General features: G+C 43.5%; 25 protein-coding genes and 4 tRNA genes. 12 read left to right on the top strand and 17 right to left on the bottom strand.

Annotated elements, in window-relative coordinates; all coding sequences use genetic code 11:
* Positions 1 to 137: 137 nt before the first annotated feature.
* From ABI430_00005 to ABI430_00020, 4 genes are all read right to left on the bottom strand, one after another.
* Positions 138 to 734 carry a hypothetical protein gene (locus ABI430_00005; GenBank protein MEO8637273.1) on the bottom strand — a complete coding sequence of 199 codons (597 nt, stop codon included), beginning with the start codon at positions 732 to 734 and terminating at the stop codon, positions 138 to 140.
* A gap of 117 nt (positions 735 to 851) precedes the next feature.
* Positions 852 to 1,676, bottom strand: a complete 825-nt coding sequence (locus tag ABI430_00010) for an ABC transporter permease (protein MEO8637274.1) — start codon at positions 1,674 to 1,676, stop codon at positions 852 to 854.
* Between the two features lie 11 nt (positions 1,677 to 1,687).
* Entirely contained in the window at positions 1,688 to 1,936 is a 249-nt protein-coding gene (locus ABI430_00015; GenBank protein ID MEO8637275.1) for a helix-turn-helix domain-containing protein, read from the bottom strand.
* A 153-nt stretch (positions 1,937 to 2,089) separates the two neighbouring features.
* Positions 2,090 to 2,539, bottom strand: coding sequence for a hypothetical protein (locus ABI430_00020; protein MEO8637276.1), 450 nt, complete (start codon positions 2,537 to 2,539; stop codon positions 2,090 to 2,092).
* A 169-nt stretch (positions 2,540 to 2,708) separates the two neighbouring features.
* Here ABI430_00020 and ABI430_00025 point away from each other — a divergent pair, with 169 nt between their 5' ends.
* Positions 2,709 to 5,207: an O-antigen ligase family protein gene (locus tag ABI430_00025; protein MEO8637277.1), complete on the top strand. Its 2,499-nt coding sequence runs from the start codon at positions 2,709 to 2,711 to the stop codon at positions 5,205 to 5,207.
* Between the two features lie 442 nt (positions 5,208 to 5,649).
* Here the strand turns inward: ABI430_00025 and ABI430_00030 are convergent.
* Positions 5,650 to 5,722, bottom strand: a tRNA-Ile gene (locus tag ABI430_00030).
* A gap of 116 nt (positions 5,723 to 5,838) precedes the next feature.
* On the opposite strand from ABI430_00030, the gene ABI430_00035 reads away from it, so the two are divergent.
* Both ABI430_00035 and ABI430_00040 read left to right on the top strand, forming a co-directional pair.
* Positions 5,839 to 6,753 (top strand): DUF475 domain-containing protein, encoded by a 915-nt coding sequence (locus ABI430_00035; protein MEO8637278.1) that lies wholly within the window; start codon positions 5,839 to 5,841, stop codon positions 6,751 to 6,753.
* Positions 6,754 to 7,034: 281 nt separating this feature from the next.
* Positions 7,035 to 8,165, top strand: a complete 1,131-nt coding sequence (locus ABI430_00040; protein ID MEO8637279.1) for a hypothetical protein — start codon at positions 7,035 to 7,037, stop codon at positions 8,163 to 8,165.
* Positions 8,166 to 8,217: 52 nt separating this feature from the next.
* On the opposite strand, the gene ABI430_00045 is transcribed toward ABI430_00040, so the two are convergent.
* Both ABI430_00045 and ABI430_00050 read right to left on the bottom strand, forming a co-directional pair.
* A complete protein-coding gene (locus ABI430_00045) occupies positions 8,218 to 10,407 on the bottom strand; it encodes a class I tRNA ligase family protein (GenBank protein MEO8637280.1) in 2,190 nt (729 codons plus the stop codon).
* Between the two features lie 75 nt (positions 10,408 to 10,482).
* Positions 10,483 to 11,382, bottom strand: coding sequence for a PLP-dependent lyase/thiolase (locus ABI430_00050; protein ID MEO8637281.1), 900 nt, complete (start codon positions 11,380 to 11,382; stop codon positions 10,483 to 10,485).
* Between the two features lie 157 nt (positions 11,383 to 11,539).
* On the opposite strand from ABI430_00050, the gene ABI430_00055 reads away from it, so the two are divergent.
* Positions 11,540 to 11,704 carry a hypothetical protein gene (locus ABI430_00055; GenBank protein MEO8637282.1) on the top strand — a complete coding sequence of 55 codons (165 nt, stop codon included), beginning with the start codon at positions 11,540 to 11,542 and terminating at the stop codon, positions 11,702 to 11,704.
* 195 nt (positions 11,705 to 11,899) lie between these two features.
* On the opposite strand, the gene alr is transcribed toward ABI430_00055, so the two are convergent.
* A complete protein-coding gene (gene alr / locus ABI430_00060; GenBank protein MEO8637283.1) occupies positions 11,900 to 13,042 on the bottom strand; it encodes an alanine racemase in 1,143 nt (380 codons plus the stop codon).
* A gap of 267 nt (positions 13,043 to 13,309) precedes the next feature.
* Between alr and ABI430_00065 the strand changes: the two genes are divergently transcribed.
* From ABI430_00065 to ABI430_00085, 5 genes are all read left to right on the top strand, one after another.
* Positions 13,310 to 13,585 (top strand): metalloregulator ArsR/SmtB family transcription factor, encoded by a 276-nt coding sequence (locus ABI430_00065; GenBank protein MEO8637284.1) that lies wholly within the window; start codon positions 13,310 to 13,312, stop codon positions 13,583 to 13,585.
* A gap of 221 nt (positions 13,586 to 13,806) precedes the next feature.
* Positions 13,807 to 13,965, top strand: coding sequence for a 50S ribosomal protein L33 (gene rpmG, locus ABI430_00070; GenBank protein ID MEO8637285.1), 159 nt, complete (start codon positions 13,807 to 13,809; stop codon positions 13,963 to 13,965).
* 115 nt (positions 13,966 to 14,080) lie between these two features.
* Positions 14,081 to 14,151, top strand: a tRNA-Trp gene (locus tag ABI430_00075).
* A gap of 29 nt (positions 14,152 to 14,180) precedes the next feature.
* Complete coding sequence (locus ABI430_00080) at positions 14,181 to 14,543, top strand: GIY-YIG nuclease family protein (GenBank protein MEO8637286.1); 363 nt, start codon at positions 14,181 to 14,183, stop codon at positions 14,541 to 14,543.
* A gap of 28 nt (positions 14,544 to 14,571) precedes the next feature.
* Positions 14,572 to 15,513, top strand: coding sequence for a phosphotransferase (locus ABI430_00085; protein ID MEO8637287.1), 942 nt, complete (start codon positions 14,572 to 14,574; stop codon positions 15,511 to 15,513).
* 54 nt (positions 15,514 to 15,567) lie between these two features.
* Here the strand turns inward: ABI430_00085 and ABI430_00090 are convergent, their stop codons facing one another.
* A complete protein-coding gene (locus ABI430_00090; GenBank protein ID MEO8637288.1) occupies positions 15,568 to 16,305 on the bottom strand; it encodes a TIGR00730 family Rossman fold protein in 738 nt (245 codons plus the stop codon).
* 139 nt (positions 16,306 to 16,444) lie between these two features.
* On the opposite strand from ABI430_00090, the gene tgt reads away from it, so the two are divergent.
* Positions 16,445 to 17,701: a tRNA guanosine(34) transglycosylase Tgt gene (gene tgt / locus ABI430_00095; protein ID MEO8637289.1), complete on the top strand. Its 1,257-nt coding sequence runs from the start codon at positions 16,445 to 16,447 to the stop codon at positions 17,699 to 17,701.
* Between the two features lie 134 nt (positions 17,702 to 17,835).
* Positions 17,836 to 18,804, top strand: coding sequence for a D-alanine--D-alanine ligase family protein (locus ABI430_00100; protein ID MEO8637290.1), 969 nt, complete (start codon positions 17,836 to 17,838; stop codon positions 18,802 to 18,804).
* Positions 18,805 to 18,948: 144 nt separating this feature from the next.
* On the opposite strand, the gene ABI430_00105 is transcribed toward ABI430_00100, so the two are convergent.
* The 8 genes from ABI430_00105 to ABI430_00140 all read right to left on the bottom strand — a co-directional run bounded on the left by ABI430_00105 (position 18,949) and on the right by ABI430_00140 (position 23,232).
* Positions 18,949 to 19,022, bottom strand: a tRNA-Val gene (locus tag ABI430_00105).
* Positions 19,023 to 19,163: 141 nt separating this feature from the next.
* A complete protein-coding gene (locus ABI430_00110) occupies positions 19,164 to 19,793 on the bottom strand; it encodes a SurA N-terminal domain-containing protein (GenBank protein ID MEO8637291.1) in 630 nt (209 codons plus the stop codon).
* A gap of 244 nt (positions 19,794 to 20,037) precedes the next feature.
* Positions 20,038 to 21,246, bottom strand: coding sequence for a fibronectin type III domain-containing protein (locus tag ABI430_00115; GenBank protein ID MEO8637292.1), 1,209 nt, complete (start codon positions 21,244 to 21,246; stop codon positions 20,038 to 20,040).
* A 227-nt stretch (positions 21,247 to 21,473) separates the two neighbouring features.
* Positions 21,474 to 21,869, bottom strand: a complete 396-nt coding sequence (locus tag ABI430_00120) for a hypothetical protein (GenBank protein ID MEO8637293.1) — start codon at positions 21,867 to 21,869, stop codon at positions 21,474 to 21,476.
* A gap of 1 nt (position 21,870) precedes the next feature.
* Positions 21,871 to 22,233: a DUF2200 domain-containing protein gene (locus ABI430_00125; protein MEO8637294.1), complete on the bottom strand. Its 363-nt coding sequence runs from the start codon at positions 22,231 to 22,233 to the stop codon at positions 21,871 to 21,873.
* A gap of 16 nt (positions 22,234 to 22,249) precedes the next feature.
* Entirely contained in the window at positions 22,250 to 22,708 is a 459-nt protein-coding gene (locus ABI430_00130) for a DUF1801 domain-containing protein (protein MEO8637295.1), read from the bottom strand.
* 220 nt (positions 22,709 to 22,928) lie between these two features.
* Positions 22,929 to 23,002, bottom strand: a tRNA-Ala gene (locus ABI430_00135).
* Complete coding sequence (locus ABI430_00140) at positions 22,993 to 23,232, bottom strand: GIY-YIG nuclease family protein (protein MEO8637296.1); 240 nt, start codon at positions 23,230 to 23,232, stop codon at positions 22,993 to 22,995. Before ABI430_00140 ends, ABI430_00135 begins: the two co-directional genes overlap by 10 nt.
* Positions 23,233 to 23,433: 201 nt before the next feature.
* Here ABI430_00140 and zwf point away from each other — a divergent pair, with 201 nt between their 5' ends.
* Positions 23,434 to 24,879 (top strand): glucose-6-phosphate dehydrogenase, encoded by a 1,446-nt coding sequence (zwf, locus tag ABI430_00145; protein MEO8637297.1) that lies wholly within the window; start codon positions 23,434 to 23,436, stop codon positions 24,877 to 24,879.
* Positions 24,880 to 24,893 lie beyond the last annotated feature (14 nt).

The following is a 24,893-nucleotide window of genomic DNA, read 5'->3' on the forward strand; positions in this document are numbered from 1 at the left end:
CAGTTTTTCGCTTTGATTCTGTTTGAAAATAGAATCCAGAAGTTCGCATTGTAGGTACTCGATAAAAGCCCCCCTTGGATTGTCACGGAAGACTTCTGCGTCGAAATTTTCTCGCACTTGTTGGAAATTAAGCATGTCTATTTCATTAAACTTTCTACAATCTTTGTAATTCTTTTGTTGTCGAATATCTTGGCGTACTTCGCCAGCTTCTCCTTATTGAGACTGTTTAGTGTGATAGGATTGAGACGTAATCCTTCGATATCGTCTGCGCTCTGTATTTTCGCTAGATTGAAATAAATATAATCAAGCAGGGCCTTTTCCGGTTCAGCTAAGAGAAACATCCGCGCACCTGTTTCCTGAATTGTATATCCCCAAAATAGTTCCTTCTTTATATGTCTATACACAAATAGACCAAAGTCGTTCTTTATTTGTCTGGTATTTCGAGTTGTTATAGAAGTTGGCGTATATACGATTTCCGGAATCAATCCATGATAATGCAGAGCCCACTCAAGACTCAAATAACTGGGTTGATAGAGCCTAAACGAGATATTTTCTTGAGTCAGCTCATTTTTCTTGTTTGCTATGGCGTAAAGCCCATTTTTGAGACGGATGATCTGCTTGCTCTTTGCAAGGGATGTGAATTGGGCGGGTATGACCTTTTGACCCATGATTCTTAGGTCCTGGATTGAAAATATGGAATCCGTAAGATTTTCGAGTAATTCAGTGTATCTCATGTTATTGTATATTTATATAATATCTTGAGATGAGTATATCACCTCCAAAATATAGGTCAAGTTCATACGTTTCGGATATAGGTGGAAAATAACCAATAACTGAAACGTATAGCATTTTCATATAATATCCGCAAAATATCTCTCAACCTTTTTGAAGACGTAAATGCCAACGAAAAGCAAAATGAGGCAGGCCAAAAATGAGATGCCGATGAGCGTCCAATTTATGGGCGCGGTGCCCAAGAGAGCGGCGCGGGCGTTTTGGATGACGCCGGTCATGGGGTTCAAGGCGAGCAACTTCGAATATTTTCCCGCGATGCTCGCAGGATAAATAACAGGCGTTAAGAACAAAAGAATCTGGATGAAAAAAGGCAGGGCATAGCGCACATCGCGATACTTGACGTTCACAGCTGCCAAAACAAGACCACCTCCAATAGCCGCCATGACGCTAATGAGGAGAAGAAGTGGCATGAGCAGGAATCCAGCTAGGTTCGGCATGTACCCGTAGTAGACCATGAGCCCGACCAATATGACTGATGCTATAGCGAAATCCACGAGCTTGGTCACGACCGATGAGATAGGAAGGATGAGGCGCGGGAAGTAGACTTTGGTGATGATGGCTTGGTTGGTTATGAGCACGCTACTCGTTTCAGAAAGCGCGCTCGAGAAGAATTGCCAAAATAATAGTCCGACGTAGACGAATATCGGATAGGGGACTCCGTCGGAAGGCATCTTAGCCAATTGTCCAAAAAAAACCGTAAAGACAACCATCGTGATGAACGGTTGAAATATTGCCCAGCCAGCGCCGATGGCGGTCTGTTTGTAGCGAACCTTGAGGTCGCGCCAGGTAAAAAAATACAGGAGCTCACGATATGCCCAGATCTCCTTCAGGTCCCGCAAATGGAATATTTTCCTTGGTCTAATGATTGTTAAAGAAGTGCTCATTGTTGGCTAGTTTACCATTTGTTTATCTTTTTCACGACTTTTTTCTTGAGTCCCATGTATGACTTGACCGCTTCCTTTTCCAGATTGGGGGAAAGAATCCTCAAAATTTCTTTTCCAAGGATTCGATACTGTCCGCCAACTTTGTTTGCGCGAAGCAGACCTCTCTTAAGGAGGCGCTTAATCGTGCTTTGACTGATCTTGAGGATTTTTCTGGTTTCAATCGTTGTATAAACGGCATCAGAATTAATTTTCTGGTTCATGCGCGTAATTGTATGCCACATAACAAGAAGTGTCAAAAGGTGTCAAAAGGTGTCATTTAATAGAAAGGCAAAAGAAAAAAGCCACCCCTAAAGATGGCTCACAACACTGAAGATTTTACCCACTCCGTTTGAAAAAGCGGTTGTGAATTATTCTCAAGATTCAGACTCAAGAAGTCTTTTCCTCATCTCACTTGTCGAAATCGGAGTAAAGTCGAGCGACTTCCTGATCTGAACGTATTTTGCTCCGCGCAGTTCGCAGAACTCTTTTTTTCGGTCAGCGTGTTTGTCGTCGTCGGTTGAAACCAAAAAGTCTGGTTTAATCGAATCAAACGCCTCCACAAAGTCGAAAATAGGGTCCTTCATTTTGCGTCCCATGACTACGATGTCGACTGTCCGCAATTCTTCAAGGATTCCTCGCCTATGCGCTTCAGAAAGAATCGCTTTTCTTTTCTTGTAAGCGAGTACCGTTGCGTCGTCCGCGTAGCAAACAACAAGACGAGCACCCGGACCCCCGACTGCCTTTGCGTCTTTGAAGAATTGAACGTGACCTCCATGAAGGAGTTCGTATGTGCCTGAGACGAAGACTGTCTTTTTTGACTTCATATTTTTTTCATTTTACCACATCGTACCATACCACAAAACAATCTCAATAAAAAGGGAGAGATAATTGCATTTGCAGAGCCCCTAAATTTGAGTATGATAGTGAAGTAATATTTTCGACCTTACACCTTACACCTCACACCTCACACCTTACACCTTTACTTACATTTTCGTGTATCAAAAAACTCTCAAATACATCGCGCTTTCCGGTCTCTTTCTCGTTCCTTTCGTTCCGCTTATTATTGCAGAGGGACACTTTTTTCCAAGCCTTCTTTTTCCTTTTATCACGGGGAAAAATTTTGCGTTCAGAATTATCGTGGAAATTGTTTTTGCCGCGTGGCTTGCGCTTGTGGTCGCTCATCCTCAATACCGGCCAAAGGGGTCGCTCATTCTTTGGGCACTTCTCGCTTTCTTAGGAATTATCGCTGTCGCTGACATTTTTAGTGTCAATCCATCTAAGAGCATCTGGAGCAATTTTGAAAGAATGGAGGGATTAGTCACTCATGTCCATTTGCTCGCATATTTTCTCGTGGCGGCGACAATGTTTCAAACGCAGAAATTATGGAGTTGGTTTCTTCATACCAACATCGGTGTCGGCATTTTCATGGTTCTCTATTGCGCTCTGCAGTTAGGCGGAGAGCTTGTCATCAACCAAGGCGGAGTGAGAGTTGACGGGACTTTCGGCAACGCGAGCTATCTTGGCGTGTATTTCTTGTTTCTCATTTTCTTCGCGCTACTCTTTGCGGTGAAAAGAAATGCAGGAGAACTCCGAAATATTGTTGCAAGCGGAATGCTGGGAAGTATCCTTTTTTTAATAAATCAATTTTTTTCATATTTTGCAAGATTGTCCGATCTTCAAGCGAAATATGCGGGGGTCGTTCCTCCCGGCGTGAAAGAGAATTTCTTTTTTGGTCCTCTCGATACATGGTTGTTCATCCTCTCTCTCGTAGCGATTATTATTCTCGCATTTGTTTGGTATAAGTCGAAAAAATGGGGAGACGGTGCTAAAAATAAAGTTGCTTTAAGTTTTTATCTTCTCACGATGGCACTATTTTCGATTCCTCTCTACTATTCTGCGACGCGAGGGGCGATTTTGGGAAGCATATTCGGACTTACGATTATTTTCGTTCTCCTCGCCCTGTTTGAGAAAAAAAATAAAATACTACGGGGAATAAGCATCGCGGTCATTGCCGGCATTATCATTTTGTCCGCTGTCTTTGTGAGCGAGAAGGACAGTGAATTTGTAAAGAATAATGTTACCCTATCTCGGTTCAGCTCGCTTTTCAATTCGGACATTAAGACATTTTTCACTTCTGGGGAAGGGAAGTCGCGGTATTTGATTGGCAAAGCGGCTCTTGAGGGTGCGGAGGCGAGGCCGATTCTGGGATGGGGGGAGGAGAGTTTTAATTATCTCTTCTATGCACACTATGACCCGGCGATGTATAATCAGGAAGCCTGGTTTGATCGCGCTCACAACGTTATATTCGACTGGCTCACCGCGGGAGGCATTCTCGGACTTCTTGCGTACCTCTTCATTTTTGTTGTCGCATTTTATTACCTTTGGAAAGATAGACGCGGGGACTCGCCTCGCATGCCTTTTTCGGAAAGGGTGATTATTGCCGGACTTTTGATCGCCTATTTTCTAGAGAACCTTACCGTTTTTGACAACATCGTAAGTTACATTTTTTTCTTCACAGTTCTCGCGTTTCTCCACTATACTTACGGGGGCACTCGGGTACTTCCCGTCGCGAATGCGGTAAAATCTAATAAGAAAATAAACAAAGTACAGAAAGACGAGACGGATATTGTCGCTCCGATTTTGATTGCCATTGCGCTTCTCTTTTCTCTCTATTTTGTAAATATGAGGGGAATCCAGACGGCGCGAAATCTTATTTCGGCAATCTCTCCGCAGGAGCAAGGATTCCAAAAAAATCTCGAATATTTTAAACGCGCTCTCTCCTATGGTTTTCTCGGCAAAAGCGAGGTGAGAGAATTTTTGGCGCAATCGGCGGAGCAGGTGTCTGCTTCAGATGCTGACCAGAAAGTGAAGGACGCGTTTTATACTTTGGCGAAAACAGAGCTTGACCAACAGCTTAAAGAGACTCCGCTCGACGTTCGGTATTATTTTTTCGCGGGCACGATGGCTCTTCGAATTGAAGGAGCAAATGCGGGCATTCCGTATCTCGAGAAAGCCGTCGAACTTTCCCCGAAGAAACAGCCTATTCTTTTGGAGCTTGGGCAAGCGTATGCAAATGCAGGCAAAATTCCCGAGGCGGTCAAGCTGTTTCAAAAAGCCTACGAACTTGATACGACGTATGATGATGCACGGGTCATCTATGCTTTGGGTCTCATCTACTCGAAAGACAATGCGGGAGCGCAGAAACTTTTGGGCACAAGATGGGATTCACTGCTTTTGTCGGACGCGCGGTTTCCGAGCGCGTTTAGCGTTTCGGGACAGTATCCGCAGGCGATTGCCCTTTGGAAAAAATGGATAGAGAAGGACCCGAAAAATTTCCAAGCGCATCTTTCTCTTGCTTTGAGCTACATCAAAATAAACGATAGGACGAATGCTGTTCTGGAGTTGCAAAAAGCTATTTCGCTTGACGCAACGTTTAAGGAGAGGGGGGAGGATTTGATTGGAGCTATTAAGGCAGGCAAGAAAATCGAGTAGGCAGGATTCACAGATTTGGCGAATTTCTTTGTCGCCAGCTCCGTATGTTCCCGCGCAGTAGCATCAGAACTACAGCTTGGTCACATTACTCGCTGGCTCCTCGAACTTCGCCCAAATCTGCGAATCCTTAAATAATGAGATGTGCGCACTAGGATTCGAACATTACATGTTCAGTACCCCGATTGGATTTTTTCTTCGTCATAGGATGACTCGAAAAATACTCAATCGGGCTTCGAATCCTAGAAGTAGGTAATCGCATTACCTACTTGCGCTTCCTCAAAAGTCTCGGTGCGCGCACTAGGATTCGAAGCCTACTGCTTCAGTACAGCTTTCCCATCCCCCACCACTTTGTTGCAAAGTGGTGGGGGATATGGGAGAAGCTTTTCGAATCCTAGGCGAAAGCAAAATAGTTTGCTTTCTTGCTTGCCCCTCGCAGACTCGGTGCGCGCACTAGGATTCGAACCTAGGACCCCATCAGTATCAGTGATGTGCTCTACCAACTGAGCTATGCGCGCGTAAAATCTTTACAGAATATAGCAAAAACGGGACGTGGTGACAACTTTTTTTGGAATCTCTCCCAACTTTCGAATTATACTTTCTACTTTACACTTTCAACTTTTAACTTCATTTTATGACCTGGTTTTCAATTCTACTCACCATATCCGGCCTCTGTCTTTTTGAAATCATCAGCAGTGTTGATAATGCCATTATCAATGCCGAAGTGCTTTCGACTATGGGAAAGAAAGCGCGAAAATGGTTCCTTTTCTGGGGGCTTTTATTTGCGGTCGTGGTGGTTCGCGGTCTTTTGCCGTGGCTTATCGTTTTTTTGGCCACTCCTTCGCTCGGACCCGTCCAGGCTTTTACCGCGACTTTTAGCAATGACCCTAAAGTGCATTTGGCGATAGAATCGGCAGCACCTATCCTTCTTGCGGGAGGAGGGATCTTTCTCATCTTTCTTTTTCTTCACTGGCTTTTTTTGGAGCCAAAAAATTACGGACTTTTTGGAGAGAAATTCTTTCACTCGCAAGGCAATTGGTTTTTCGCTCTCGTATCAATCATTCTCGCCATGGTAGTATGGTTCGCTCTCAAAATAAATCCATTTATGGCGTTCGGGGCGGTACTCGGTTCTACTGTTTTTTTCATCACGCACGGCTTTAAAGAAAATGCTGAGAAGAGCGAACGAGAGCTTATCTCGGGCGCGAGCGCCAAGTCTGATATAAGCAAAATTTTGTATCTTGAGGTGATTGACAGCACTTTTTCGATTGACGGAGTTTTGGGAGCTTTTGCCTTCACGCTCTCTGTTCCACTGATTCTTATCGGCAACGGCTTGGGGGCTCTTGTCTTGAGACAACTTACCGTAGGCAACATTGAAAGAATAAAAAAATACCGTTATTTGAAAAACGGAGCGATGTACTCGATTCTTTTCTTGGGACTCATCATGCTTTCTGAAAGTTTTGGAGCGCATATCGCAAGCTGGCTCTCCCCGCTCGTAACATTTGTCGTCATCCTCTATTTTTTCCTAAAATCTAAAAAAGAACTCGACTAGTAGCCGTATCTCAAAACCCCGAAAAAAGCCAGTAAATCACTGGCTTTTTTGGGGGTTTCTGTCCTTGACTTTTACCCCAGATATGCTATAATACTCCCAGAAATAAAGTGCTCTTTGCAATCGGGTTGTTACCGTCTTTTGGGACGAATTTCTGTACCATGCGCCTCTAGGCGGATTGTGGCGTTGCGAATGCCACTCATGCGAATGGTCCTAATCGTTTTTCTCAAAATACGGTAACAACATCAAACAACAACAAACAAAAAGAAACAAAAGGAAAAAAAATGAAAGACATTGAACGTCCCGCCCCGCTGAAGCCTCTCACAAGAGAGCAACTTCGCGCTCGGCACGAAACGGGAAATCGGAATGCCGGTCTGGTGGAAGATGAAGGGATGCGGGCGCTCGAGAGGGCGCTTGATGACATCCAGAAAGAAGCCGGTGAACCCGCAGTCGAACCCCCAGTAAATCGTCCGATGTTCGGTTCCGATTCGGTGACCCGCTCGGTCTCCTACGAGAACCAGCATTTTGGTTCGGTATCGGTTTCGATTAATGACTTTACCATGGGGGAATATTTTCATCCCCTTGGCGATATATTCACGATGGTTGTTCCCCTGCACATTACTGGTCAGCCGAACAAAATCACCTTTTCTCTTCAACGGGAACTGGCGGATGGAGTCAGGCTGTACTGGGCGCAGAATGGTCCTCCAAAGGATTGCACGGAAGAAGATGTTCCAACGTTTTCGATTCCGATTACATGGATGGCGCGTGCTCAGAAGGACATTCCGAGCACGGTTGATAAAGTTGGAAGCGACATTGACCTGGTCTTCATAGATCAGTCTGGCCGCTTCATCCTTCTCAACATCAGCCTTGCGTCAATTTTCGGACGCTTCACTCTGACTCTGAACCAGGCCTATGGTGGCCAGGTTGTGAGAACGACGCCGGAAAACGCGCAAAAATGCAAATTGCAGAGCGTGGTGATAAAGGGGCATGTTGCGTCTGTTGTTCCCCTTTTTGCGGAAGACGCCTACCCTGGTGCAGATTTCTTCCGGTCATTCAAGTATTTGGCCGGCGGAGTGGTCACGTCGGCCATCGAGATTGGTGCCTCAACCCCGCTTCACAAGTGCGTCATTGCACATTGGGAGCCGGAGGAGTGGGAGTTACCAACTGAACTTCAGATGGAAGGGGGGTGGCAAGTAGCCACAGTCAAGATGTTTCCTCCAAGCATACGTTACGGTTTCCTCCTGTGTGAGGACAAGAAGGACTGCTTCGTTCACTTTAAGCAGCTCCATAATCGCAGGGGCAAACCGGTCTATTATTCCTCGTTTCCGCATTTGCGGAAGATGAGCAAAGTTGCCGTCAAGTTCGAAGAACAACCTGACGGAAAACGGAAAGCCACCGCGGTGCGTGTTCTTTAAGTCCAACACTTTCGAGTTGTTGGCAAAATCAAAAGGAGCGGAGGGTCATTATTCATGATCCCCGCTCTTTCTTTTTATCTGAGTTAGTAGTAGCGGCCAATGTGGAAGACGAATTATACAACTTTGCGTGTAATTCCTCTGTCATGAACGGCATGAAAGGATGTAAGAGAGATAAATATTGTGCGTACACATGCCTCAAAACGGAAAGGGAAGTTCTATGATTGTCTGATTGCGTTTCTATATCGTGCATGTAATTTTCCAAGCTTACAATAAAATCACACAATTTTTCCTGAGCTATTGCGAACGAAAACCTATCGAGAGAGAAGCTTACGGAAGAACTAAGTTTATGAAGAGCCTCCGCAATTCTCTTGTCATTTGAAGAAAATTGCAGAGAGTTGGAAAAAGCGAATGCATACTCTTCGGCCAATGAAACAGATTTTCCTATGCTCCATAGTTTTTGTGAAAATTTCTGATAAAAAAGCAATCGTTCCTCTTCAAAAATAAAATCTTCTTGCAGGTGTGTATATGAAATAAGAGCCATGCGAGTGACATCTGCTCCAAATTTTTCTAAATAGTATTCAGGATCGACGGCGTTTCCCAAGCTTTTACTCATTTTTTGACCGTCTGAGCCCTTTATGAGACGGTGCAAATATACGGTTTTATAGGGCAATTGATCAGTCAGGTAGTAACTTAAAAGAATTTGTCTTGCGATTAATAGTCTAAGTAAGTCATCACCAGGAACGCACGAGTCACTCGGGTAAAAGTAAGAAAAATCAGGAGAGAAGTTATCGAAAACGATTGTACCCCACTGTCCGGAAGAAAACCACGTATCAAACGTATCTGTTTCCGGTAAATAAGATTTATTTTTCTCTTTTTCCAATACCCACGGTTCACCTTCAGAAGCATAAATTCTTTCTAAACCATCACATATTTCTCCTAGAGAAATACCGGTTTCTAAGAATGTTTTTAAATTGCCATAATGTTGCTTTCTGGCTCTATCAACAAACCAAATCATAAACTTTGATGGATCGGAAATATCATACCAGACAGGAATTTTAATACCCCATACATTTTGTCGCGCTATTGGCCAGTCATGCATTTTGTTTATCCACCCAGTCAATGCTTTCTCTCTCCATTTCGGAAAAACAGTAAGTCCACTTTTTCTCATTGCTTCAAGAGCAGGTTTTTTTAATGACTTTTTCTCATCATCAAGCTTCAAAAACCATGTAAGCATAATCATACTTTCAACTGTATGTCCGCGTTTACAAAGAAAAACAGAATCCGTGTACGATTTATCTATCTTTTCGATTACTCCTAGTTCCTTCAAGAATAAAATTTCTTTGTTGCGCGCTTCAACGGGCTTCATACCTGGATTCCGTTCAATCATATTGCCATTCCAATCCAACAAATTTCGCGATGGAATAGAATTACGCAAAGTATACCCGTAGTCATAATTATTATATGAAGGAGAAAAAGGAAAAAGATAAGGGTCGCATGTCAATGGGTCAAATTTTCTTTTACTTTCAATTACTTCGACCGTATGTCCTGAAATTGGATTTTTCAATATTTTTCCAATATGATGTGCAAACCTATTATCCGCTGGATGGATTAATACATGTGTAGTGGCAAAAAGAAATTCAGGACGTGTAGTTGCTAATGCGAGATGTTCTTCACTATTTTCGACTTTAAACTTAATGAAATAAAGAGAGGTATTTTCCTTTTTCTCATTAAGCTCAATATCTGCCAAAACTGTTCCGCACTGGGAACAATAATTAACCATATACGGTCGTCGATAAATAAGATTATCAGCAATCATTTTTCTGAATGTTTCCCGGACTGATTTTAGTGATCGTTCGTCCATCGTAAAGCGAAACCGTGACCAGTCTACACTCGCTCCCAAAGCTTTTGTCTGCTTTTTTATTAACTCATTATTATGTTCTACAAAGTGCTGTATTTCTGTAAAAAGTTCACTTTTAATGTAATCAAATCTGTTTTTACCTTTTTTTTCCAATTCTCGTTCAAATGTAACTTGAGTCTCATATCCGCCATGGTCTGTACCAGGGATCCATAGGGTAGTATCACCTTTAGCTCGGTGATAACGGGCCAAGATATCTTGAAGAGCAATCATGAGGATGTTTCCAACATGCATACCACCGCTTGCGTTTGGAGGGTCAAGAAATAGTGAGAATGGTTTTTTTGATGGGTCAATTTTGGGGGTGAAGTAGTTGCCATCCTCCCACATTTTGGAAATGCGGGGCTCGACTTCTTTGTGAATGTAGTGTTTGGGTAGAGAGCCCATTTTGGTAATAAGTATACATCATCTCCCCGTAATCAGGCACGCGACTGTGCCGTCGAATGTCCAGCCGTTTTTGAGAGATTTTTGGAGGCCGGCGACGGCGAGGGCGGAGTTGGGAGAAAGGACAATGCCCGTTGATTGTAATGCGGTCGATTGGGCATCCAAAATTTCCTGGTCTGTCGCAATCCAGCCGAATCCGCCGGATTTTTTTATTATTTCCACGACTTTGTCTTTTCGGTACGCAGTTTTGTCTACAATGGCATCGGCAATCGAGCTCGTCTCATTTTTTTCATCAAGGTCGGGCCTTGATATGGGGGGATTGCCAAAGACTTCGGCGATTGGGTGGCAGAAACTGGTTTGCGCAATATGGATTTGGATTTTGAAATTGAGCTTTGAGAATGTCTCTCCGAGAGCTTGGGCTGTTGTGCCGGAAGAAGTGGGAATGAAAACTGCCTGCAAGTTGGGGATTTCGGAAAGTTCGCGAGCGAGCTCTTCGTATCCCGCGAGCGCGCTGTCATCTTTTGATTGACGTAAACTTATTACCTTGGGATTTTTAAGAACGCCAAAAAGTTTTTGAAGCGGTCGCTCGACTTTTTGAATTGTGATATTGGGGTCGGTGATTTTTAGAAGCGAGTCGAGTTTTTCTTTGTTAATGTTTCTGCCCACAAAAATATCGAGTTTGATTTTGTTCTTATTTTTCAGATTATATTCCCGAACATAAAGCCCTGCCGCATATGCCGCATTTCCTGAAGAAGAAATAGCAAAATGCTGTGTGCCTTTCGCGAGATACTGCTCAATCATTTTCGGGATTGAACGGCCCTTGTGCGAGCCATATGGATGAAGGTCCTCACGTTTGAAATAGAGCGCTGATATGCCCAGTGCTTTTGCAAGGGCGGGGTATTGTTCGTGAGGTGTCAACATTCTTGTATTGTAGACTAGCTTTTAGCTTTTAGCTATTATGCGTTTGCTTGGAAAAATATTTGCCTAAAGTGAATTTTCGAGTAAAATTAGCCTATTATCTAACAAAACAGTTGTTTCTTTTAGCTAGAAGCTAGAAGCCAACAGCTAACAGCTTCTTATGCTACTAATTTGTCCAGAATGTAAAAATGAAGTTGATCCCGTTCTCTATGCAAATGTCGCCGAGGGAACGATAGTCGAATGCAACCATTGCGGTATTTCGCTTATGGTGAGCAAGATACAAGACGGAAATATTGAAACGACTATTGTTGACGAAGGGAAATGAGGAACATGTAACATGTAACTTGTAACTCGCAGCATGTGAACAGATTTTTCTGACGTTACATGTTACATGTTGCGTGTTATATGATATTTCGGCTTATCTATTTTCAAATTATTTCCCGCAATGCTCTCAAAAAGAGATAGCTCGCTCAGACGTCTAAGAGAGCTTCTTCTTTTCTCTTACGTTACATGTTGCGTGTTATATGATATTTCGTCTTATCTGACTCGGAATGTGAGCTAAAATGTCGTAAGGAGTAGTATCGCAGATTTTGGCGATATTCTCGAGAGAATTTCTTTCTTTCGGATTGTTGCTTATTACAGTCACCTCATCTCCGATTTGAGGATTTTTTACATTTGTCACATCAACTGAAGTAATGTTCAGACTGACTCGTCCAACAATGGGGCAGAAAATGTTTTTTATCTCCACGAATCCTTTATTGGAAAGTCTACGGTCTAATCCTTCGTAGTAGCCCAAAGGAAGCGTTGCGATAACCATTTTGTCTTTTGCCTCGAATGTCCCGTTATATCCAATCTTATCTCCTCTTTCATACATCTTGACTCCGGAAATAATGGATTTCATTTGAAGCGCCGGCAACAAAACCAATTCCGCATCCCGCTTTACATTTAATCGGATTCCGTAGAGGCCGATGCCCACACGGGCCACATTGGCATTAACGAGATTTTCATAAAAGTATCCGGAGGTGTTCGAAATATGAAAAAAAGTGAGATTCGGAAAAACCGTTTTAGCTTTGAGAACTACTTCATTCCACCTTTGGATTTGATCCTTAGTGTATATTTCGTTCAGATTGTCCGCGTCGGCGAAATGAGACGCGATTCCCACAAGAAGAAAATTCGGATTATTTTTTATGAGTTCCGCTGACATTTCTAGCTCGTCTATCCGTATGCCCTGTCTGCCCATGCCCGTATCAATTTTAAGATGAAAAACCGTCGGGGAGGTGATGCTTCTCGATAAAGCTTTGAGCTGTTCAAGGCTTGTGATAGTGAAGGACACTTTTTTGAGCCGATTCTTGGCGATGTGCTCGGTACGGGTAAAACCGATGACGAGAATGGGAGTTTTGATTCTTTCGTTACGAAGTATGAGAGCTTCATGGAATGAATCAACGACAAAAAAGGGGAGACCAACAGGGTCGAGGATTTTCGCCACTCCCACGAGGCCGTGCCCGTATGCGTTGCTTTTTAGCACTGGAGCGACGGCGCTTTTTTTGAAAAGGGATTGGAAATATCTCAAATTGGAGAGGATGTTTTCTTTGGAAATAGTGACTTCAATAAGGGGGTCGTATTGAAACCGGTGATTACGTATGTATCGGAGGATTGTTCTCATAAGAGTGATCTTTATGACCCAATGGTAACAATAGTGATGTCTCAATTCAACTATCTGAGTTTGTCCAATTGTTCTCAATTCTTTTTCCATCATTTCGGAGCGCAGTGGATTTTCAGAGGATTTACAGATACAATTCAAGTTCGGTATATACCTTATTCGTGCGAATGGTGGAATATGGTAGGATAGTGCTATAATGAGAACGTAGAACGCAGAACGTAGAGAACGTAATTTTATATAATTATAAAGATGATAATTACCTATAAAAAAATGGATAAAGAAAATTTTAAAAAATCGGAACGAATTCTAAAGGCCGTCGCAAATCGAAGGCGGTTGGCGATGTTAGCTTATTTGAAAAAAGAAAAAGAGGGTTCTGTTGGAAAGATAGCTTACTCAATCAAGCTGTCAATCAGGGCTACATCGAAACACTTGGGGGTTCTCTCTGCTGTTGATCTTGTAGATAAAGAGCAACGAAGCACGGAAGTCTGGTATCGATTGCAATCGCCCCAAAACAAAGTTATTGAGTGCCTATTGTCAACATTATGAACAAAGTAATTTGATAAATTTCAGGCCGATACATTCTACCATTCGCACGAAAGGTGGAATAAGGCAAAAGCATGTTTAATATGTGGCGATTGGGGCATCTAAATAAACAAGCTATCGGAATCGGCAAGATTGTGTTATTGGAGAATATAAGCTATAGTGTCAAAACAAAATTATTGGAAATGGGGTAAAAAAAGGGAACTCCGTATATAAGAAAATCATTCATGTCGCAAGAACGCTTAATAAAACTAGTCTGCAAAATCTGCAAAAGCACTAACTACTGGAGCAGTAAAAACAAGAAGCTCGTCACGAGAAAAATCGAGCTTAAAAAGTATTGTAATACGTGCCGAAAGAGGACGGAGCATAAGGAAGGGAAAAAATAGCTGTTAGCTATTAGCTGTCAGGTGTTAGCTTGAAGAGTTGTTTAATGAAGGGTGCATCAACACCTTTTCTTATTCAGCTTTTTCCTATAAGCTTGTAGCTATAAACTGATTCAATGGGCCTATAGTTTAGCGGTAAAATTTTCGTCTCCAAAACGAAAGTCCCAGGTTCAATTCCTGGTGGGCCCGCCTTCGCCTCGCTGAAGCTCGGCTACGGCGTGGCAAAGCCCGCACGAAGAAGAGCGAAAGCTGGGCTTCGCCTCGCTGAAGCTCGGCTTCGGCGTGGCAAAGCCCGCACGAAGAAGAGCGAAAGCGGGGAGGCATCTCTTAACCCACTGTATAATGCAGCGCACTATATTTACAGTTTAAAGTGTAAGGATGGATATTATTTAGGTTGCACAGTTGATCTAAAAAGCAGATTGAAAAGACATGAGAAAGGTCAGGTTCCAGCTACAGCCAGTCGTCTTCCTGTTAAATTAGATTTCTATTTTGCAACCCCAAATAAATATCAGGCTTTTGAATTTGAAAAATATTTAAAGTCTGGTTCCGGCCGAGCATTTATTAACAAACATCTGCAATAAATTATTTTGAATGTGTGGTCAAAAAGGTATGGAATTAAGCCAAAATGAGCTTAGACTAAAGATTCAGGAACTTCTTGGCAACGAGGTTGCAGTTTTTATATTGAAAGGAACGGGTTCTTGTAACAATGCCTATTCTGTTGAGACTCGGGATGGGCACAAGTATATTGTTAAACAAGAAAGAGAGAAGCGAGAGGTTCAACCACAAAATAGTTTACCTATCGAGGCAGGTGTCGCTAGGAAATTATTTGATTTGAATTTATCGCTCCCTACTCCACACGTTGTTTTTGTTTCAGAAAATCCTCTCATGTATGGATATGAGTATCTTGAAGGTGATTTGATGATAGACGTGTGGAAATCTCTTTCGGAAGAGGAGAGGTTCAGCATTTGCGCGACTTTAGGAAATTTTCACGCGGAAATCGGTAAAAAGGTCAATAAGGATGAAGCAAAGTCACTAAGAATAAAAATTGATGAATCCCCGAGTCTTCATCCAGAAGTTGAGAAAGAATATAACACCATTCTGTCTAGTATTGATGTGCCCGATGAATTAAAAAATTTGGCTAAACACGCAAGAGCGATTTTTGACCAGACATTTGATAAAACAGTTTTTCAGTTTATTCATAATGATTCACACCACGAGAATATCATAATTAAAAACAAGAAAATCTCAGGGGTTATTGATTTCGGGAATGCCGAATATGGTGAAATGGCCAAAGAATTTTCCCGTTATATCCGAGACTACCCAAGTTATTTTGAATACATCGTTTCATCTTATGAAGAAAAGTCAGGAAACATACTTTCTCGTGGACGCCTCATTTGTAACGCATTCCTGTCAGGTTTGATGGAAATTGTCGAGGCTTTCAGGAAGGGGGGAGGAGAACGTGTCAAAGCTCACGAGTCAATTGCAATATATAAGGAAAAAATAGAAAGTCTTAAGTTTGGCACCTCAACCATTTATTCAAAAAAATCGTAACTCCGAAGCTTCATTAATGGCCAGACTGAATTTCCTGCTCCGGATTCAAAAAAATTAATCCAACTCGAAATTTTTCCACCAGTTCGCGACGGGGGATTTGCGGATAAGCTCGATGATTTCGTCTTGGTCGTCTATTATTTTAAAGAGATCCATGTCAGAGGCACTGATCGATTGGTGTGTATCCACCATATTCTTTTTTATAAAATCTTGGAGAGGAATCCAGAAATCGGAGCCGACAAGGATAATTGGCACTTTCGGAATTTTACCTGTCTGCACTAAGGTTATAATATCGAAGAATTCATCGAGCGTGCCGTAGCCTCCGGGGAAAAAAATAAACGCTTCAGCTGCGAAGAGCATAATTGTCTTTCTGGTGAAAAAATAATAGAAGCCCACATTATCGGTGAGATATGAATTGGACCCCTGTTCCTTCGGGAGCTTGATGGTAAGTCCCAGCGACTCCCCCCCCGCTTCTTTTGCGCCTTGGTTGGCAAATTCCATTATTCCGGGACCTCCTCCAGTTAGTACCGCGTATCCGAGCTCGCGGACGATTCTGCCGGCAAGCATCCGAGCGTCCTCTGCGTGTTCGCTCTCATTCGAAAAACGGGACGACCCGAACACGCTCACCGATTTTTCGTATTTCTTTATAAAATCAAAACCGTTTTTGAACTCTTCGGCAATAAGCGCGAGGCTCTTTTTTTCGTCCAGCTCAATTTCTTCTGCAGTCATAGGCTTGGTCGAAGGAACGGTTTCAGGAGCGTCTGCTCTCTTTTTATTTTTATCTTCTGTAGTCATTGTTCGGGTATTGTAGCATGTAACTTGTAACTTGTAACATGTAGCGTTTGAAAATAAAGTCTCATTTTTCTGCGTTGCCCTAGTCCGACCTGAACGGGTTTAGGACAATTTACAAGTTATATGTTATAAATTAATAACTATGTCAGCTATTCAATTTAAGATTGAGAAAAAAATCCCCAGAAAACTCGGCCGAGCGGGCGTGCTTACGACTCCTCACGGCACAGTCGAGACTCCCGCGTTTGTGGTTGTGGGGACGAAGGCAACGGTCAAGTCGTTGACTCCAGAGCAGGTGGCATCGGTGGGTACGCAAATTGTGCTTGCGAACACCTATCATCTGTATCTTCAGCCGGGTGAAAAAATTGTGTCCAAGGCCGGAGGGCTCCATGACTTTATGAATTGGCAGGGTCCCACGATGACCGATTCAGGAGGATTTCAGGCCTTTTCTCTGGGGGTGGCATATGGGCAGAAAATTTCCAAAATTAAAAATTCGCCCAACCCTTTGCCTCGCGGAATTCTCGAGAAAGCTCGCGTGTTAAAAGAGGAAAAGGATGAAATGCCAATGGCAAAAATTACCGACGAGGGAGTCGAGTTCCGTTCGGTCATTGACGGGAGCAGGCACTTTTTTTCGCCAGAAAAATCCATCGAGATTCAGCGGGCAATCGGCGCGGATATTATTTTTGCGTTTGACGAGTGTGTCTCGCCTCTGGCTTCCTATGAGTATCAAAAATCGGCGCTCGAGAGGACTCACCGATGGGCGGATCGTTCGCTTATGGAACATAAGCGAACACGCGGACAGACGCAGACTGAACGCAGACTTACTCGGACAGGAAAGAATCAGGCGTTGTTTGGAATCGTGCAAGGAGGAAGATTTGAAGATTTGCGTAAGGCGAGCGCGAAATTCATCGGGGGAATGGAATTTGACGGTTTTGGCATTGGCGGGTCGTTTGAAAAAAAAGATATACATTCTGCAGTGGCGTGGGTGAATAAGATACTGCCTGAAGAAAAGCCACGCCATCTCCTGGGCATTGGGGAGCCTCATGATTTATTTGGAGCGGTAGAAAACGGGTGCGACCTCTTTGATTGTGTCGCGCCAACGAGAATGGCGCGGAACGGGACACTCTACACCGCGCGGGGAAGAATCAATATTTTAAATGCTAAATTTCGCTCGGATTTTTCTAAAATTGATAGAAACTGCGGATGTTATACATGTCAGAATTTTACGAAGGCGTATGTCGCGCATCTTTTTCGAGCAAAAGAAATTTTAGCGAATACGCTGGCATCGATTCATAATCTTTATTTTATCGTTGGGCTCGTAAGCAAAATGCGGAGCGCGATTCTCGACGGAAATTTTAACGAGTTTAAAGATGATTTTTTGAGAAAGTACGGAACTAAGTAACCGATAACTGATAACGTATAACTGAATGACTGAATAATGTAACAGATAACCACATGACTGAATAACCAGAATATCATTTCTTTGGTTATTGGTCATTGGTTATTCAGTTATAAGTTATATGTTATAGTTATCTTATGTCAAAAATCCGAGTCGGAGTACTTCGCGGAGGACCGTCTTCCGAATATGACGTTTCTCTCAAAACAGGCGGAAGCGTGCTTAAAAACATGCCGGGCAAATTTCAGACCCAAGATATTTTAATCACCAAAGACGGCGTGTGGCACATGGCGGGAGTTCGAAGGGAACCCCATGAAATTTTTCCGCATGTTGACGTCGTGTTTAATGCGCTCCACGGAGAGTATGGCGAGGACGGAAAAGTCCAGCAACTCTTGGAAGCCCACAGCATTCCTTTCACGGGATCGGGGGCGTTTGCCTCCGCAATCGCCATGAACAAAGTGCTTGCCAAGGAGTGGTTTTTGAATAACGGCTTGAAAACTCCGCTTCATCTTGTGGTTCAAAGAGGAGAAGACCGGCCGGGAAGAGTGATTGAAATTTTTAAAACATTTCCTCACCCTTCTATCGTGAAGCCAGCTGGGACAGGTTCTTCAGTGGGCGTGAACATTGCGTACTCTATCGCAGACCTCGGGCGAGCGCTCAAAGAAGCTCTGAAGTATTCGGACAAAGCATTGATTGAAGAATTTATTCCCGGCAGAGAAGCGACCTGTGGTGTCATAGAAAATTGGCGGGGGATGCCCGTCTCCGCTTTGCTTCCGATAGAAATTGTGAAGCCATCAGAATCGAAATTTTTTGATTATCAGGCGAAATATGGCGGAGGAAGCAAGGAGATTTGTCCGGGTAATTTCGGGAGAGAAGAAACAGCTCTCATTGCGGAGCTTGCGGTCAAGGCTCACAAGGCGCTCGGGCTTCGGCACTACTCTCGGTCTGATTTTATCGTTACTCCAAGAAGAGGAATTTATATTTTGGAAACAAACACGCTTCCGGGTCTCACCGAGGAGTCGCTTTTCCCAAAAGCCCTGCACGCAGTTGGGAGTAACCTGCCGGAATTTTTAGATCATTTGATTATGCTGGCGTTGGAGAAAAAATAGTGTGGTCACGAATAAATTTCCTGACGGAAATTTTTCTCGACCCCAGCTCGTGGTTTTTGCCTTTCACAAAGCTTCAAACAAAAACATCACTGCGCTTTCCAAAAGCTACAAATCTTCCGCAGGGAAGATTTCCTTAACGCTTTGTGGACGATAGAGGGGTCGAACCTCTGACCTTGCGAATGTGAATCGCACGCTCTAACCAGCTGAGCTAATCGTCCATAAGGAGAATCTTGAGTCTCGATTTATTCTTTTTATTGTAGGCAAGAGAGAAGTAATCTGCAAGCTTCCAGAGAAAATAGGTAATGAAAGTAATAAAAAACAGTCCGCCTTAGGCGGACTGTTTTTATCGAATAGGGGATTTAATAGTTGACGAAATACTGTATCTTCGCTTTCGCCTTGGCGTCGCTCAACCAAGCTGTAACCTCGCTTCCTAACTTCTGCTGGCTTATCTCGAATTTAACTTGAGCCATTACTTCTGCGTCTTTTCCGTCGGGAATCGTAATTTTATTGTCCTTGACGTACGTGGCTACTTCAAGGTCGGTTACCTGAATTTTATCTTTAAGGATTTCCGCGAGACTCATTTGTAGGTTAATCTGCTTTTTTAATTCATCTACGCTGATTCCCTGCATTTTCAAGGCATCATCGAACTTTCCGCCTTGAGACTCGACTTGCGATTTTATTTTAGCGAGTTCCCCGTCAACTGCTTCTGCGGTAATCTTTATGCCCCTTTTGTTCGCTTCTTCCTGAATTAATTTTTCGGCTACGAATGAATCCAGAACCTGCTTTCCGTACTGTGTCTCGAGTCTTTGAGAAACGCTCGATTTGCTGATTGAGGCGCCGTCGACTGTGGCCGCGGCAGAGGATTGTCTCATGACAATCGAGAAAATGATTACGAGAATAACAATGATGACGATGATAATAATTGTTTTAGTGCTCTTCTTCATTTTTCCTTTCTTTCCACTCTCCATATTTTGTTGTTCGTTTTCCATATTTGTTTCTATTATTTTATAATTTTATTAAGTGCGGTAATTATATAGTATTCAATTTAATAATTCCAGTAAGCCAATTTCGCTCCTCAATACGGTTTATCCCGCCCTCATATTGAAAGAATTTGAAAAAAAGGTCACAACGAATTGTGACCTCGTTAGACGATATTCTACATAAACACCACCCGTGGACTGCTCTACGGAACGACGAGGGGTGAAAAAACGGACTGAAAGAACCGTTGTGGACCTACTGGCTTTTCCAAAGTGTGGATGAAAGCCACAAACGGTTGTGCCAAGAAAGGGTTATTCGTATCGTTAACCCCGTAGACCAATGGGAAGGAGAAAATGGTATCGCTCCAGTTTTCTCGAGGCGAATCCAGATCGGGATTCGCTCGAACGGAATATATTCCCGCTCCACTTCCTCGAATGACGAAATTCCAGGGAATTTCTGCAAATGGCTGTGAAGGAGGCGAGCTCGGGGACCCCGAAGGTCCAGGCCTTGAAACAATAAATTGAGGTTTATCGGCGAATTCGTATCCGGCAAAGTCACACTCGTGATAGTCGTTGCCTCGGTTTGCTCCAGTCGCGCCACAAACCCATACGGACTGTTTGTCGCATCAAAAGGTAGCCCTTCCATAGGACGGTCATAATAAGCCTCTGACCGGTGAGTCAACCCTTCGGGAGGAATTGTGATGGCTGCTTTCTCTGTCCAGCTTTCGTCTGGGGCTCCCACGTTTCCGCTTACCTTCAAAACGAAAGTCTTCCCGGCGTTGACCCAGCCTCCTTTGAATTGGATACGAATACGGAGAATGTCTGTCTGTGGCATCCAGTAGTAAAAGAGATTGGTTCCTGGATTGCCATCAAGCTCAATTCCATAGGATGCAAATTCGAACAGACCTAGTGTTGTGGGCACGTTATATGTGACCACGTTCGAGGGTAAGCTCTCGATTCCGTCGATGGTGTAGGCTGTTGCGAAGAAGTGATAAGTGATTCCCGCTTGTAGAAACGGAATGGTAGTCGTGAGCACAGGGCCCACATCAATTACATTCGTTATGACGCCCGCAACATCGCCGTAATAGATGGCATAGCCAATCACCTCCTCGCTAGGACTCAGACTCCAAGCCAAAGTGACAGTTTGCATCGGCGGAAGTGTTACCTGCGCACGTGGCGTGATGGGCGAGATAGCCGCGGCCATCCTTTCTGCATCCGCGAGAGGCACTAACGAATGTGTCGAGCGCGGATTCACCCCGAATGTTAGGGGTGGCAGCACAGAAACTGCAGACGGAGCTTCCAGGGCGAAACCATGGGAGCTCTCTGCAGACGGCTGTTGATGGGAGGTGCCTTTTTGGGGCGTCTTTGATGAGGTGGCGCATCCCACACCCATCCACAAAGCCAGTACGGCTCCAATGAGCGACTGGGTGCTTGCAACAAAAGAACTGCGAACGGATCTCTTCATACGTTTTTTCCTTTTTTGAATTTGGTCTGACAGCCTATAATCAACATGACACAATGCCAGTTTACAATTACGGACTTTCACCCAAACTCAAAAACCTTTTTTTGAAGGAACTTTTATTCTTTTTTAATTATATAACTAATTTATCATCCGTCAACTTGTGACAGTGCATAACTCTCGCTTGGGCGCGTAATTTTTTGGCGATTTTTTTGGGTTGTGCTATAGGAGACTTACTGCTTCATGCTCCGCTCATTTAACTTCCCACCAAGCCATGCGGCAGGCATGGTAAGGAACGCAAGTGTCCAGGCATACCAAGTAGGACCCAAGTTCATGTTTGCGGTGGCTACTGCACCGACGACACTGACCAGAGTACCAATGACACCGAGCACAAGTGCGTGTCTCATTGGATAGTTTGGTGCAAGTCTGGCGACAAGATAGAATCCGAGCACGTTATACGCACTGCGATAGATGAGAACCACCCAAATAAGCCCTGTGGATACATAAAGATTTCCGTGCGGAAGTATTCCAAAATTTTCAAGTATAAAGTCAGTACCGAATGATAAACTTGCGCCGACAACAATTCCCGCAAGACCCGCACCGATACTTTTTAAAATGTTTTTTCTCATATTATTTTCTTAAAATCTTCTCCATCTTCCTGCCCTTTGCCAACTCATCTACTAACTTATCCAAATACCGCACTTTTTGTGTTACCTTATTTTCAATTTCCTCCACACGATACCCGCAAATTACTCCAGTGATGAGGCGCGCATTGGGGTTGAGTGACGCACGTTCAAAAAATGTTTCAAGAGTTACTTTTTCTTTTATTAGTTCATTCAGCTTCTTGCTGTCGAAGCCAGTTAACCACAGAATGACTTGATGTAACTCTGCTTTTGTTCTGCCCTTCTTTTCCACTTTCGCGAGATACATAGGATAGACCGTGGCGAAAATCACGTGTGCGATACGTTTATTGTGTTCGGGGGTTATTTTCATACTATTTTATGATTAGTTATTTTCTCGTATAATACCCCGGCCAACATTTTGGACATTTAGGGTAGTTGCTACTTTTATAAAATGTATGTCCTCGACTGCACACGGTCATTTTCTCAATCTGTGCTTTTTTAATATTTTCTTTAACTTTAAATTTTACGATTTTACTTATCAAACCGAGTGGTAGCGATTTATTGATTGGAAATTGTACCGAACCTTTGCCCTGTTTGTATTTTGAAAGTTCCTTTGCAAACTCCGCATGACCTCTCGGAGTTGCATAAAACCCGATGTGATTTTTGAATGCGGCAAAATAGACAAGAGAAATACCACCTAGTTTATATGCGGGCATCCCGTAGCTAATGCCTTCCTCGGTCTTCGGCGCAGCTTTTCTGATTGTTGCTCGCACACGCTTAAGGAGTACCTGTACATCTTTGGGATAGCTCGCTATATATGAATTTACGTCTTGATATTTTTTCATGTTCTAAACGCTGGCGATTGCGTATTGTGGTCACAGATAATCTCCTCGCCGCCACTCGGAGATTTCCGCAATCTCAATTGTGGTCACGAATAAATTTCCTGACGGAAATTTTTCTCGACCCCAGCTCGTGGTTTTTGCCTTTCACAAAGCTTCAAACAAAAACATCACTGCGCTTTCCAAAAGCTATAAATCTTCCGCAGGGCAGATATTTTGTCTTTTGTGGACCCTACAGGACTCGAACCTGCCACCTCCTCATTGCAAATGAGGCGCTCTAGCCAGATGAGCTAAGGGCCCAGTTTCTTTTTTAACAATCTTCTTCCAGCCGCACTTTTGAAATACACTTCTCGAGCGCGCGCTTCTTCAAATGTAGCATATTCTTCCTTATACACAACAGACAATTCTTTCATTTTTCTCGTGGATATTGTATGCCCCGATCTATGCTCATTTAACCGTCTTTGTAAATTTCCGGTATAACCCTTGTAAAATTTCCCATCCTTATCTTTTAGAACATATACTGTAAACATTGCAAATGAGGTGCTCCCCGCCCGACCGAACAGATTCGATCGTTCGGGCAGGTAGCCAGATGAGCTAAGGGCCCAATAAAAAAAGTTAATTGAATTCTGGGCGTATCAAGGAGATTTTACATTATTTTGACCATATTGCAATTTTTTGTATAAGGCCACCCATCTCGTGCATTCTGCTTACTTTTAATATAAACTTCCATTATGAAAAGTGACACTTTTCGTCCGACAGTCATAGTTATTTTTGGGGCGACAGGAAATCTGTTCAGGCAAAAACTCGTGCATGCTCTTTTTGACCTTTTTGAGGCGGGACATCTGCCTTCGCCTTTACGAATCGTGGGTTTTTCCCGAAAAGCGCTTTCGCATGAGGAGTTTAGAATGCAGATTAAGGAGCTTTTGATTGCAAAACATTCAGACTATTCAAAAGATGCATTGGAGGCATTTGTCTCCCTCGCTTCTTATGAAAAAGGAGACATACATGAGCTCGATACTTATATTCGCTTGTCGAAAATTTTAAGCGGAATAGACCACGACGCGGGAGTATGTATGAACAAGCTTTTTTATCTCGCAACTGCTCCGGAGCTGTATCGGCCAATTTTGGAAAATCTTTCTGCTTCGGGCCTCACGATTCCTTGCGCTCCGGGTACGCCGGAAGAGAAAATGGCCTGGTCCCGCGTGCTTGTGGAGAAACCTTTCGGTGGAGACCAAATGGAAGCGGAGAAGCTCGATATGCTCTTGGGCAAACTGTTTTCGGAAGAGCAGATTTTCCGAATTGACCACTATTTGGCGAAGGAGACAATTCAAAATATTCTGACTTTCCGCTTTTCGAACGGGCTTTTTGAGCCATTGTGGAACAGAGACAATATTGACAAAGTGGAAATCAAACTTTTGGAAAGTGGCCGAGGCAAAGTGGCGGAGCGGGGAAATTTTTATGACAACCTCGGCGCTCTTCGAGATGTCGGGCAGAATCATCTTCTTTCCATGCTTGCCCTTGTTGCCATGGAAAATCCGGGAAGGCTTGACGGGGAAGCAGTGCGCGAAGCCCGTGTCAAAGTCTTGAAGGATGTCCGCCCGTTCGCAGGGAGGGTAGAGTCATATGCCTCTCGCGCTCAATATGAGGGGTATAGGAAAGAGCAGGGAGTCGCGTCGGACTCCACGACGGAGACGTATTTCAAGCTAAAAATGGAAATTAATAGCAAACGATGGAAAGGCGTGCCCATCTATCTTGAAGCTGGAAAGGAGCTTCCCGAGTCAAAATCTGAAATCATTATTTATTTCAAAGAGCCGAAAGTCTGTATTTGTCCGCCGAACAGGGGAGAGCACAGCCATGAAAATGTTCTTACCTTCCGAATTCAGCCGAACGAAGGCATCTCGATTTTGTTTTGGGCGAAGCGCCCGGGGTTCGAGTTTGGCCTCGATACACAATCGCTTTCGTTTTCTTATCGGGATTCGGATTCGGAAAACCATCTTATTCCCGACGCATACGAGCGAGTGCTCTTTGATTGCATTCGCGGAGACCAAACCCTCTTTTCTTCGACGGATGAAGTTAAAACAGAGTGGAAAATCATAACTCCAATAGGGAAAGAGTGGCAGAAGATTCCGCTTTTGATATATAAAGCGGGGGAGCATCCACGCCAAATGATTATGTGAACCAGCTGATATTT

Source organism: Candidatus Taylorbacteria bacterium, assembly GCA_039934295.1.
Classification (GTDB): Bacteria; Patescibacteriota; Minisyncoccia; order Phycocordibacterales; family HO2-43-120; genus HO2-43-120.

What these genes read in the sequence shown, in the direction of transcription:
- ABI430_00005 (MEO8637273.1), bottom strand. Translation starts at nt 734, where the DNA reads ATGAGATACACTGAATTACTCGAAAATCTTACGGATTCCATATTTTCA.
- ABI430_00010 (MEO8637274.1), bottom strand. Translation starts at nt 1,676, where the DNA reads ATGAGCACTTCTTTAACAATCATTAGACCAAGGAAAATATTCCATTTG.
- ABI430_00015 (MEO8637275.1), bottom strand. Translation starts at nt 1,936, where the DNA reads ATGAACCAGAAAATTAATTCTGATGCCGTTTATACAACGATTGAAACC.
- ABI430_00020 (MEO8637276.1), bottom strand. Translation starts at nt 2,539, where the DNA reads ATGAAGTCAAAAAAGACAGTCTTCGTCTCAGGCACATACGAACTCCTT.
- ABI430_00035 (MEO8637278.1), top strand. Translation starts at nt 5,839, where the DNA reads ATGACCTGGTTTTCAATTCTACTCACCATATCCGGCCTCTGTCTTTTT.
- ABI430_00040 (MEO8637279.1), top strand. Translation starts at nt 7,035, where the DNA reads ATGAAAGACATTGAACGTCCCGCCCCGCTGAAGCCTCTCACAAGAGAG.
- ABI430_00045 (MEO8637280.1), bottom strand. Translation starts at nt 10,407, where the DNA reads ATGTGGGAGGATGGCAACTACTTCACCCCCAAAATTGACCCATCAAAA.
- ABI430_00050 (MEO8637281.1), bottom strand. Translation starts at nt 11,382, where the DNA reads ATGTTGACACCTCACGAACAATACCCCGCCCTTGCAAAAGCACTGGGC.
- ABI430_00055 (MEO8637282.1), top strand. Translation starts at nt 11,540, where the DNA reads ATGCTACTAATTTGTCCAGAATGTAAAAATGAAGTTGATCCCGTTCTC.
- alr (MEO8637283.1), bottom strand. Translation starts at nt 13,042, where the DNA reads ATGAGAACAATCCTCCGATACATACGTAATCACCGGTTTCAATACGAC.
- ABI430_00065 (MEO8637284.1), top strand. Translation starts at nt 13,310, where the DNA reads ATGGATAAAGAAAATTTTAAAAAATCGGAACGAATTCTAAAGGCCGTC.
- rpmG (MEO8637285.1), top strand. Translation starts at nt 13,807, where the DNA reads ATGTCGCAAGAACGCTTAATAAAACTAGTCTGCAAAATCTGCAAAAGC.
- ABI430_00085 (MEO8637287.1), top strand. Translation starts at nt 14,572, where the DNA reads ATGGAATTAAGCCAAAATGAGCTTAGACTAAAGATTCAGGAACTTCTT.
- ABI430_00090 (MEO8637288.1), bottom strand. Translation starts at nt 16,305, where the DNA reads ATGACTACAGAAGATAAAAATAAAAAGAGAGCAGACGCTCCTGAAACC.
- tgt (MEO8637289.1), top strand. Translation starts at nt 16,445, where the DNA reads ATGTCAGCTATTCAATTTAAGATTGAGAAAAAAATCCCCAGAAAACTC.
- ABI430_00100 (MEO8637290.1), top strand. Translation starts at nt 17,836, where the DNA reads ATGTCAAAAATCCGAGTCGGAGTACTTCGCGGAGGACCGTCTTCCGAA.
- ABI430_00110 (MEO8637291.1), bottom strand. Translation starts at nt 19,793, where the DNA reads ATGGAAAACGAACAACAAAATATGGAGAGTGGAAAGAAAGGAAAAATG.
- ABI430_00115 (MEO8637292.1), bottom strand. Translation starts at nt 21,246, where the DNA reads ATGAAGAGATCCGTTCGCAGTTCTTTTGTTGCAAGCACCCAGTCGCTC.
- ABI430_00120 (MEO8637293.1), bottom strand. Translation starts at nt 21,869, where the DNA reads ATGAGAAAAAACATTTTAAAAAGTATCGGTGCGGGTCTTGCGGGAATT.
- ABI430_00125 (MEO8637294.1), bottom strand. Translation starts at nt 22,233, where the DNA reads ATGAAAATAACCCCCGAACACAATAAACGTATCGCACACGTGATTTTC.
- ABI430_00130 (MEO8637295.1), bottom strand. Translation starts at nt 22,708, where the DNA reads ATGAAAAAATATCAAGACGTAAATTCATATATAGCGAGCTATCCCAAA.
- ABI430_00140 (MEO8637296.1), bottom strand. Translation starts at nt 23,232, where the DNA reads ATGTTTACAGTATATGTTCTAAAAGATAAGGATGGGAAATTTTACAAG.
- zwf (MEO8637297.1), top strand. Translation starts at nt 23,434, where the DNA reads ATGAAAAGTGACACTTTTCGTCCGACAGTCATAGTTATTTTTGGGGCG.